Source organism: Microcystis viridis FACHB-1342, assembly GCF_014698335.1.
Classification (GTDB): Bacteria; Cyanobacteriota; Cyanobacteriia; order Cyanobacteriales; family Microcystaceae; genus Microcystis; species Microcystis ichthyoblabe_A.
Window position 1 is genome coordinate 1 of record NZ_JACJSV010000117.1, and the last position, 6,374, is coordinate 6,374.

The window sequence follows — 6,374 nt, forward strand, 5'->3', positions numbered from 1 at the left end:
TTGGAAGACTCTAATGTGTTTGTTCGTAGGTACGCAGCCGAGGCTTTGGGTAAGATTGGTTCAGAAACAGCCATTCCGGAGTTACTCAAGGCTTTGGAAGAATCTAATAGCGATGTTCGTTGGAAGGCAGCCTTCGCTTTGGGTGATATTAGCTCAGAAACAGCTATTCCGGGGTTACTCAAGGCTTTAGAACACTCTAATAGCAATGTTCGTGTGTACGCAGCCGTGGCTTTGGGTAAGATTGGCACAGAAGCGGCGATGACTCAACTTATCAATCGTCTAAAAAATCCTGATTTTGTCACATTAAATAATGGCGATACTCTCTTTCAAGCTAGAGAAGCACTAGACACAATTCAAAACAAACTTAAATACTATCACCCCCTCCCTGAATCTATTTCTTACTCCACTCAATCCCCAACCTCTGAAACCTCATCTATTACCTATGATTTCAGAGGAGCTACTATTGGCAATTTAGCTCATAATGTGCAAGGAAACCAACAGAATTATCCCCAGCAAACTAATAACAATAACCCAGAGAAAAAATAACATGGTTCAGCAACTTAATAACACCCAAATCGCCATCAATACTTTATTGAATAAACTCAACGATTCTCTCCCCCAGATCCGCGCTAAAGCTGCCGAAGCCTTGGGCAAAATTGGCAATAGTAGCCTTGCCGATACCTTAGTATCCCATTTAATAGGAGAAAATGATCTTAATGTTCGCCTAAATCTGATTCGAGCTTTAGGAGAAATTGGCAATGAATCCGCAATTCCTTATCTAGCTTCCTGCTTATCTGATACTAATCCCGATATTCGGATAATCACGGCGGAATCTCTCGGAAAAATTGGTAGTGAAAAAGCAATATCCTATCTCATTCAATCCCTACAAGATACGGAAGTAAAAGTTCGTGTCACAGCCACAATTGCTTTAGGTGAAATTGGACTAGAAGATGTTATTCCTTATCTAGTAAATGTTTGTTCCGATGAAAATGATAGCGTTCGTTTCAGTGCTGTTGATGCCCTCGGTAAAATTGGCTCTCGTTATGCAGTAAACTGATATGAAATTGAGTACAGAATCCCTCGATTTAATTATCAGAACTCTTGCCAAAAGACTATTCACAGACAAGAACCCAAGTATTCGGATTAAAGCCGCTCAATCCTTATTTTGATCCCCCTAAATCCCCCTTGAAAAGGGGGACTTGAATTCGACGTATCGCTTTCATTCAGAGAAATGGTGTCAGTTTTGCCATTATGGATGCTATAATTAGGGCTTGCTGAATAAATGTGAAATGTAGGCAAGATAGGGGTTTTGTGGCTTTTCTTGCGAAACAGGTGCAAGATTTTGAGAGAATCGTGCTTCAAAACCTTGCGTCTTCATCAGCCCGCGTCCTGTAGGGGCGAAGCATTCGGGCAATAACCTATCGGTGAAACCGGAGATTTTCTATCCGAATGCTTCGCCCGTACTTTTTGCCGCAAACCCTAATTCTCATCAGTAATCTTCAATCTTTTAATCCTATGTCAGAAACTCCTAAATATGACCTTCGTGGAGCAAATATTGCTAACTTTGCCGATACGGTGCAAGGAGATCAAAAAGCAGTTCAACATAATTACGCCACACCCCAAAATTTAGCCGAAGCCGCCCAAGAAATCCAACAACTTATCAGCCAACTCACCCAAACTTATCCCACTAATACCGAAATTGAAAAACAAACTTTTGTCGCACAAGTTGACGCAGAAATCAAGAAAAATTCTCGTCTAAGAAGCATTTTAATCCCGGGAGGAATTGAATTAATTAAAATCCTCTGTCCTCCCCTCGGTATTCCCATTGAAATGGGTAAAAAATGGCTAGAAACTGCTAGTTTAAGTGAGTAAACAGAGCAGCTCAATCTTATTAGTTAGAAATGATTAAATCGGAATTATTCCATGATCAACATGATTTAAATCTATCAATTGTATAGATCGATCACCTCAAATGCTTCGGAATCGTTAATTCGATAAAAGAAAAAATTAGAATCGAAGGTTAAAAGGCGTTGCATGGCGTTGCTGATTTGAGATATGAATCTTCTCTTGTGGGATTTTTAAAACCTAGATCCAAACTAACTTTTGGATACGATGCACAGTTGGCATTCATACCTTGATTCTGCAACGCCCAGTTTCAATCAATGTGCATGGTGTGTTCCCCAAAAATCGATCGCTGGAGCGGTAGAAGTTACATTGGGGAACGCACCCTACAAGATCGGCGATCTGCTACGCAGTGCCTTTGGCATCGCACTAGGCTTTAGCTTTTAAAGGAAATCTCTCAGGATTTTTAATAATTTCTTTGCTTAAATCTACATCTAAATCTGGCCAATAAAAATGATTAGGAAAAGGCTCTTGTATATTTAAAATTTGTCTAATAGGGACATCTTCAAACCAAGGAAAATCTTGATAGGAAAGAAACATTTCTTCATCGTTTGCCAGAATCCATATTCCATGAGAAGAAATATGAGTTACTTCAGCTTGAGAAGTGTTTTGTCCAAGCATTTCTAAGTTCATTTTGTCGTTCCTCAATAATAGTTTCTATCGCTTGAAGTTGTTTTCGAGATAGGTTATGATTACGAGCTAATTCAATTTGTGGTTCCAGCCAAAATTTAGCTTCTCCTTCTGTACAATGAACATTAACGTGCATTCTTGTTTCTTCCCGGGAAAAGAAAAGATAACCTTACTAAGGTATAAATAGCTGTAAATGCACTTAGAAAATAAATCAAATAATAAAATCTTGCAGCTTGAATATAAGGGAGCTTATTTTTAAGTACTTCAAGGCGAGTTAATATTTTTACGCTTGAGTATATAAAGACACAAAAGGGAAATAATAGTATTGTTACTCCTGCCATCCGATCTACCCAACCACTTTTAGGGTCAATCAGAAGAGGAGCAATTAAAGTAACATCTATGTAATTACTGGAAGCTTTTAATTGTTGAGTAATTGCTCGACGCAGACGTGTTAATCCTTGTAACTGTGCTGTTACAACAACAAAGCCACAAGCAACCCCTACTGGAAAAAGAGCAGTCACTTCAGCAGTTGATATGGGTACTTTGCCCCAGCTAGTTGTAATTTCTGATAAGCGATCTTCTAGTTTAGATTTTTCAGGTTTAGTACATTGAGGATTTTCTCGACAAGCTTCTTGGTTGCCCAAAAGAGTTATGTATGGAAAGAAAATTAGGAAGAAGAAAACAAGTGTGCCGACTAATAGTAGAGCTAACGACAGTCGAAAACGATGAAGTTTTTCCTCATACAATTTCAAAAGCCTATCCAAATAAGCAGTTGTCTCAGTATTACTCATACTAGCTCCCTATATTAACCCCAAGAGCGTGTTAGCCAGATTAGCTTACTGCAAACAATCTCCTTTAAGGAAACTTATCACAGAAGCTTTCCGGAATCATAGCAAAGATTCTTAAATATGACTGCACTTTGTCACAAAATTTCACTATTATTTCGGGTGCGGTGATTTGTTAGGTTTCTTGGTTCACAACTTCTTTAACAATTGGTCATACTCTGGGTGAGAGCCTATCCAAAACCAAACAATTACATTCTTACTCTTGATTCTTCCCTTGCGCTCTCCAACCTATACCGACTCTGATTGACCAGATCTGGTCTTCTTGATTGACCTCCTTAAATTCTAAGCTTGGATGACTTGGGTTATCTTTCCATAACTTGTAATTTTTTCTGGCTGTTCTTTTCACTCTTTCTGGTAGCTGTTGAAATAAGCCGACGAAATCTGGATTTAGTTCCGACTTCATAGCTGATCAAATCCCATTTCTTCAGTCTGTCCGTTTTCTGAATCCGCAATAGCTTTCTGAGCAAGTTCTTTGAGAATTAAGCTGTCTTGGGGTTTAGATAATGTTTCTTGCCATTTGATTTCATTTTCGATGTCTTCAATAAACTGCTCTGCCAGTTCGTCTTGAATTGCTTCTGGCAGTTCTTGAGCTTTTTGTACGGCTTTACTTAGAAGTGTTGATAACATTTTTTCTCTTCTCTTCTCTTCTCTTGAAAATATAACTAGATATTATAGGTCAACTTTCTGCATAACAATCTCCAGAGTAACGATATGGGTCAACTATCGCCAGAACTTTTCCCTATATCACCCCCAAAAGCTTGTTAGCCAGATTAGCATCTTGCCAAAAACCCTGTTTAACTAAATTCCTGACAATTAGGCTTATTCTAGCGATGATTCCTATATCTGACCGCACCCCTTGACAAAAATTGATAATTATTCGACCTTTAGCGATCGCTATCGGGGGATAGTTGTTTTTTGTTACAGCAGTGTGGAGAAGGGAGCGGGTTTTTCAAGTGGGATTGGGAGTTAATCATGCTATTAAAAACCGATTCAGTATAACGGCTAAGATAAGCGGCGGCAGAGGACGTCTAACTCAGCACCAATATCTCCTGACCTTCCGCTGAATTTGAATTGTTAGGTGTCTTGCATACGCTTCAAAATCTCATCTAGTGTTAAGTCTTTGAATAGACTTTCGCGTTCTTCTGTATAGTTGCCATACCCAGTTGAAAACTGATTTAGAAAACGTACTGTACTGGCAATGCCAATTTCTTTAGATAGGACTTGAATTGCTTGCTGCGTAATTTCGCTCAGGGATTTTGTTTGACTGCTCATTGCGATAGCTCCGTAATCAGTTCAAGAGGAGAAACAACTTTGGTCTGCAAAGTATCAACTTCTTTAGCCCGTCTCAAAAATCTATCGTCGCATGTACAGAAATAATTTGCTTCTGCCTCAACCGAAAAAGCTAAATGCAATGCATCAAGTGGTTTGATACCTGAGTTGACAAACACTTGCGCTCGTTCTTCGATTTGCTTATTTGGTTGGAGAAATAAGTCTGCCTTCGATAACGCTTCTAAAATATATGCTTTTCTTGGAGAAGGCGTAATTTGTTCAGCTTCAAACATTAAGGCTTGTGAAGAAACTAACTCAAATTGCCCAGCTTCCCACAATGAGATGACATTGAGAATAGCCTCAGCTTCAACAGCAACTCGAATTTGCGTCTTGGTATCAAGTGGGCGTTGCAAGCTGCACATATCAAAATAAATCCTCATAATACAAAATTGCCACACCCCTCAAGCCAAAAGTTTTACCCCATAGAATTACCATTATATAGGGGATCTCTCTAATTATATGCCCCCATAGCTTTACAGAGTTCTTCAATCATAAGCTCTACAGCTGCTGTTCCACCAACAACACTTGATAAAATTTCCACCACTACTGCCTCTGAAAGACCAGTAGCCGCAGCAATCACAGCAACTTCTGGAATAAGGGCAAGTCCGCCAGTAGCAACTGCCGCCGCAATTGCAGCAGCAATGACTGCGCCCAAGCCTACGTTTAGCCCAATTTTACAAGACCAACATTTGGCAGCATCCCCTAGAGAGGCTGCAAGTTCAGGATGCTCAAATGCTAAGTTCGTTCTTGCCATAAGATAGCGGGCGCTTTCAGATGTAGTCATGCTTAAGTCCCCAGTAAATTTGTTCAATTCATGATTTCGGACCAAAGAGAGAGTGGAGGGTGTTCAAACGCCTAACCACATATTATAGGTCAACTTTCTGTATAACAATCTCCAGAGTAACGATATGGGTCAACTATCGCCAGAACTTTTCCCTATATCACGCCCAAAAGCTTGTTAGCCAGATTAGTATATTGCCAAAAACCTTGTTTAACTAAATTCCTGACAATTAGGCTCATTCTTTCTAGCGATGATTCTTAGATCTGACCGCACCCCTTGACAAAAATTGATAATTATTCGACCTTTAGCGATCGCTATCGGGGGATAATTGTTTTTTGTTACAGCAATATGAAGCAGCCCAACTGATGGCTATATTTCCAGATTATCGCCCGCAGGAAACCAATAATTGCCGATGATAAATTTGTCGTCGCCGTCGGGGGTGAACAGGCTATCACCACGAGAGTAGTACAAGATTACCAGCAAGCTTAATCGGAACCTTTTACCGTGGTTCAAATTGATGCCCATGGCGATATGCGTTTTGAGTACGAAGGCTCCCACCATAACCACGCCTGTGTGATGCGTCGGGTGTTAGAAATGGGTTTACCGACTTTACCCGTGGGAATTCGGGCTATTTGTCGAGAAGAAACAGCAGATTCCCGTGATTTGGGATCGAGATATCCTCAGGGATGCGGAGTTATGCTGCTTTCGCCAACACAACTTTCAGGAGCCTGCAACTTCAATCACTTCTCCTGGAGAGACTTTATCTAATAGTTACTAATTCTGTAGGCAAATATTGCATCTAGAATTAGCTTTGTACGCTTTGACCCGTACTGGGTTAACTACGAACCTCTCTATCGGATTCCCGCTAAAGGCGGCCTCTCCGACTA

General features: G+C 40.1%; 11 protein-coding genes and 1 pseudogene. 4 read left to right on the top strand and 8 right to left on the bottom strand.

Annotation, left to right across the window (positions count from 1 at the left end):
- From H6G40_RS22235 to H6G40_RS22245, 3 genes are all read left to right on the top strand, one after another.
- A partial coding sequence (locus tag H6G40_RS22235) for a HEAT repeat domain-containing protein (RefSeq protein WP_190538250.1) occupies positions 1-546 on the top strand: 546 nt, incomplete at its 5' end.
- A gap of 1 nt (position 547) precedes the next feature.
- Positions 548-1,057: a HEAT repeat domain-containing protein gene (locus H6G40_RS22240; RefSeq protein ID WP_069473760.1), complete on the top strand. Its 510-nt coding sequence runs from the start codon at positions 548-550 to the stop codon at positions 1,055-1,057.
- Positions 1,058-1,449: 392 nt separating this feature from the next.
- A complete protein-coding gene (locus H6G40_RS22245; RefSeq protein WP_081330779.1) occupies positions 1,450-1,872 on the top strand; it encodes a hypothetical protein in 423 nt (140 codons plus the stop codon).
- A gap of 399 nt (positions 1,873-2,271) precedes the next feature.
- Here the strand turns inward: H6G40_RS22245 and H6G40_RS22250 are convergent, their stop codons facing one another.
- From H6G40_RS22250 to H6G40_RS22285, 8 genes are all read right to left on the bottom strand, one after another.
- Positions 2,272-2,535, bottom strand: a complete 264-nt coding sequence (locus H6G40_RS22250) for a DUF2442 domain-containing protein (protein WP_002750222.1) — start codon at positions 2,533-2,535, stop codon at positions 2,272-2,274.
- The gene (locus tag H6G40_RS22255) at positions 2,495-2,668 is read right to left on the bottom strand and encodes a DUF4160 domain-containing protein (RefSeq protein ID WP_002790837.1); all 174 of its coding nucleotides are present in this window, start codon (positions 2,666-2,668) and stop codon (positions 2,495-2,497) included. Before H6G40_RS22255 ends, H6G40_RS22250 begins: the two co-directional genes overlap by 41 nt.
- The gene (locus tag H6G40_RS22260; protein ID WP_069473759.1) at positions 2,658-3,323 is read right to left on the bottom strand and encodes a hypothetical protein; all 666 of its coding nucleotides are present in this window, start codon (positions 3,321-3,323) and stop codon (positions 2,658-2,660) included. The genes H6G40_RS22255 and H6G40_RS22260 overlap by 11 nt, the downstream gene beginning before the upstream one ends.
- Positions 3,324-3,573: 250 nt before the next feature.
- A complete protein-coding gene (locus tag H6G40_RS22265; protein ID WP_002774168.1) occupies positions 3,574-3,780 on the bottom strand; it encodes a hypothetical protein in 207 nt (68 codons plus the stop codon).
- The gene (locus H6G40_RS22270; protein ID WP_002750228.1) at positions 3,777-4,004 is read right to left on the bottom strand and encodes a hypothetical protein; all 228 of its coding nucleotides are present in this window, start codon (positions 4,002-4,004) and stop codon (positions 3,777-3,779) included. The genes H6G40_RS22265 and H6G40_RS22270 overlap by 4 nt, the downstream gene beginning before the upstream one ends.
- Before the next feature lie 447 nt (positions 4,005-4,451).
- The gene (locus tag H6G40_RS22275; protein ID WP_002750230.1) at positions 4,452-4,649 is read right to left on the bottom strand and encodes a hypothetical protein; all 198 of its coding nucleotides are present in this window, start codon (positions 4,647-4,649) and stop codon (positions 4,452-4,454) included.
- Positions 4,646-5,086, bottom strand: coding sequence for a PIN domain-containing protein (locus tag H6G40_RS22280; RefSeq protein WP_223210751.1), 441 nt, complete (start codon positions 5,084-5,086; stop codon positions 4,646-4,648). The genes H6G40_RS22275 and H6G40_RS22280 overlap by 4 nt, the downstream gene beginning before the upstream one ends.
- A 71-nt stretch (positions 5,087-5,157) precedes the next feature.
- Positions 5,158-5,490 (bottom strand): hypothetical protein, encoded by a 333-nt coding sequence (locus H6G40_RS22285; RefSeq protein WP_002750232.1) that lies wholly within the window; start codon positions 5,488-5,490, stop codon positions 5,158-5,160.
- 399 nt (positions 5,491-5,889) lie between these two features.
- Between H6G40_RS22285 and H6G40_RS23575 the strand changes: the two are divergent.
- Positions 5,890-6,175 (top strand): annotated as a pseudogene (locus H6G40_RS23575) (arginase family protein); the annotation flags it as partial.
- Between the last annotated feature and the right edge of the window lie 199 nt (positions 6,176-6,374).